At 71.5% G+C, this 2392-nt stretch carries 3 protein-coding genes and 1 pseudogene; 2 read left to right on the top strand and 2 right to left on the bottom strand.

All coding sequences use genetic code 11. The features are described from left to right. Both KBX53_RS36650 and KBX53_RS29830 read left to right on the top strand, forming a co-directional pair. Positions 1-263: pseudogene (locus tag KBX53_RS36650) on the top strand (hypothetical protein); the annotation flags it as partial. Between the two features lie 84 nt (positions 264-347). Continuing rightward, positions 348-800, top strand: a complete 453-nt coding sequence (locus KBX53_RS29830; RefSeq protein WP_309140885.1) for a pyridoxamine 5'-phosphate oxidase family protein — start codon at positions 348-350, stop codon at positions 798-800. Positions 801-860: 60 nt separating this feature from the next. On the opposite strand, the gene KBX53_RS29825 is transcribed toward KBX53_RS29830, so the two are convergent. Together KBX53_RS29825 and KBX53_RS29820 are read right to left on the bottom strand one after the other, a co-directional pair. Then, entirely contained in the window at positions 861-1877 is a 1017-nt protein-coding gene (locus KBX53_RS29825) for a sensor histidine kinase KdpD (protein WP_210863000.1), read from the bottom strand. Continuing rightward, the coding region (locus KBX53_RS29820; RefSeq protein WP_210862998.1) for a response regulator transcription factor at positions 1870-2392 on the bottom strand (523 nt) is incomplete at its 5' end. The genes KBX53_RS29825 and KBX53_RS29820, both read right to left, overlap by 8 nt.

Raw genomic sequence — 2392 nt, 5'->3', positions numbered from 1 at the left:
AGCTGGCGGGCCCGGGGCCGGCGCGGCCCGGCGGTGCAGCGCGGCCCGGCGGTGCAGCGCTGCCCGGGCACCCCGCGCTACTGAGCTGGCCCACCGGGACGCCTCGCGCGTGCGGCCCGAGCGACCTGGGTCACCCTCTTCCCGCCTGGGCGGGCGGCGGCGGCGAGCTGGTGGCGTTCTACGAGCGCCAGGGGTTCACCCGCACCGAAACCTTCCTGTTCGGCTCCTGGCCCGGGCAGGTGCTGGCCCAGCGGGTCGGTTGAGCCGGACTTTCTGATTCCGAAGTAGCGCGCCATCGGGGGCTGGACGCCCGGTGACGCCACGCCGACCGCATGGAGGACTCAGACGTGGAATTCGAAGCACCGCGCGAACTGGCGCAGCGTAAGCGGGACACCCTCGCTCGCCTCGAACACGATCTGGACGCGTGGGTCGCCTCGGCGGACCGGGAGGGCAACCCCTACCTGGTGCCGCTCTCGTTCCTCTGGGACAGCACGGCCCTCACCCTGGCCACCGCCGAGTCCAGCCCGACCGCCCGCAATCTGCGAGCCTCCGGGCGGGTGCGGATGTCGCTCGGCACGACGCGCGACGTGGTTCTCATCGACGGCACCGCCGAGACGTTCACCCGCGACACCGTGCCGGTCGAGCTGGCCGACGCGTTCGCCGCGAGACTCTGGGACGCGCGGGTCGGCGCAACCCGGTACGCGTACCTGCGGGTGACACCTCGGCGGATCCAGGCGTGGCGGGAGGAGAACGAGATCGCCGGTCGTGACCTGATGCGTGATGGTCACTGGCTGGTCTGACGGGCCACGCGCAGACACCGCGACGGCGGCTCCGACAGATGGAAAGCCCGCCGTTTCTGCTCAGGCGGTCGCCAGTCGGACCATGAACTGACAGCCGTCGGGGGTGTTGCGTACCTCGACCCGACCTCCATGTGCCTCCACCAGGCCACGAACGATGGCCAGGCCGAGCCCTCCGGACGCCCCACCGTCGCCGGGGCCGGGGGTGCGGGCCGGTTCACCACGGAACGCGATGTCGAACAGCCGGGGCAGGTCGTCCGGGGGAATTCCGCCACAGGTGTCGGCGACCGACAGCCAGGCCTGGTCCTCCTCTCGGCCTGCTTCGATGCGTACGGTGCCGTCGGCCGGGGTGTAGCGGACCGCGTTGAGCAGCAGGTTGGCCACGACCCGAGCCAGTTCGGGTTCGCTCGCGGCGACCGTCGGCCACCCCGACTCGCTGGCGATCAGCTTGATTCGGCGAGCCTCGGCCAGCGGGACGGTGCTGGCCAGCGCGTCCGAGACCACCTCGCCGAGCGGCACCGCCGTCAACGACAACCGCAGCGCTCCCGCGTTGATCCGGGACAGCTCGAACAGGTCGTCGACGAGCCGGGTCATCCGGTCGGTCTCCACGCGGATGCGTCGGTGGTACTCGTCGACAGTGTCCGGATCGCGAACCACCCGATCCTCCAGCGCCTCCGCCATCGCCCGTAGCCCGGCCAGCGGGGTCCGCAGGTCGTGCGAGACCCAGGCGACCAGGTCGCGCCGGCCCTTCTCCAGTTGCCGTTCCCGCTCCCGGGCCTGGTCGCGCCAGACCGCGGCGCGGGCCAGCCGGCGGCCGAAGTGCCCGCCGACGGCGAGACTGACCACCGCCGCCGCCGCGACGGTGATCAGGACAACCTCGCTGTCGTGTGTGGAGAGGAACATCGCCTCCGCGACCGCCATCACCCCGACGGCGACGGCGACAACGGTGGTGGTGAGCAGCACGCTGAGATGCACGGTGATCGAGCTGCGGCGGAGGGCGCGGAGCAGCACCGCGCCGGCGAGCCCGATACCGAGCGCCGCGCCGAGGGCGATCGCGAAGATCAGGAGTACGTCACGCATCGGCCGGCTCGTAGCGGTAGCCGACGCCCCAGACGGTCACGATCCGCTGCGGATCGGCCGGGTTGGTCTCGATCTTCTCCCGCAGGCGGCGTACGTGCACTGTCACTGTCGAGTGGTCCCCGAAGTTCCAGCCCCAGACCTGCTCGAGAAGCTCGGCCCGGTCGAACACCCGGGACGGATGCCGCATGAGGTGGACGAGCAGGTCGAATTCCCGCAGTGTCAGAGCCAGATCGGTGCCCCCGAGGCGGGCGGTTCGGGACGTGGTGTGCACCACCAGGTCGCCGTCGGTGAGCGCCTCCGGCCGTTCGGCTGGCGGATGACCGCCGGCGCGGCGAAGCACCGACCGGACCCGCAACACCAGTTCCCGGGGAGAGAAGGGCTTGGTGAGGTAGTCGTCAGCGCCGAGTTGCAGCCCGAGGATGCGGTCGGCCTCGTCACCGCGGGCGGTCAGCATGACGATCGGTACGCCGTCCGGTCGTACCCGCAACGCCCGGCACACCTCCAGGCCGTTGATC

This window comes from Micromonospora sp. M51 (assembly GCF_018070305.1).
Classification (GTDB): Bacteria; Actinomycetota; Actinomycetes; order Mycobacteriales; family Micromonosporaceae; genus Micromonospora; species Micromonospora parva.
The sequence above is the reverse complement of the archived record's forward strand: the minus strand, read 5'-3'. Positions and strand labels throughout refer to the sequence as shown.

What these genes read in the sequence shown, in the direction of transcription:
- KBX53_RS29825 (WP_210863000.1), bottom strand. Translation starts at nt 1,877, where the DNA reads ATGCGTGACGTACTCCTGATCTTCGCGATCGCCCTCGGCGCGGCGCTC.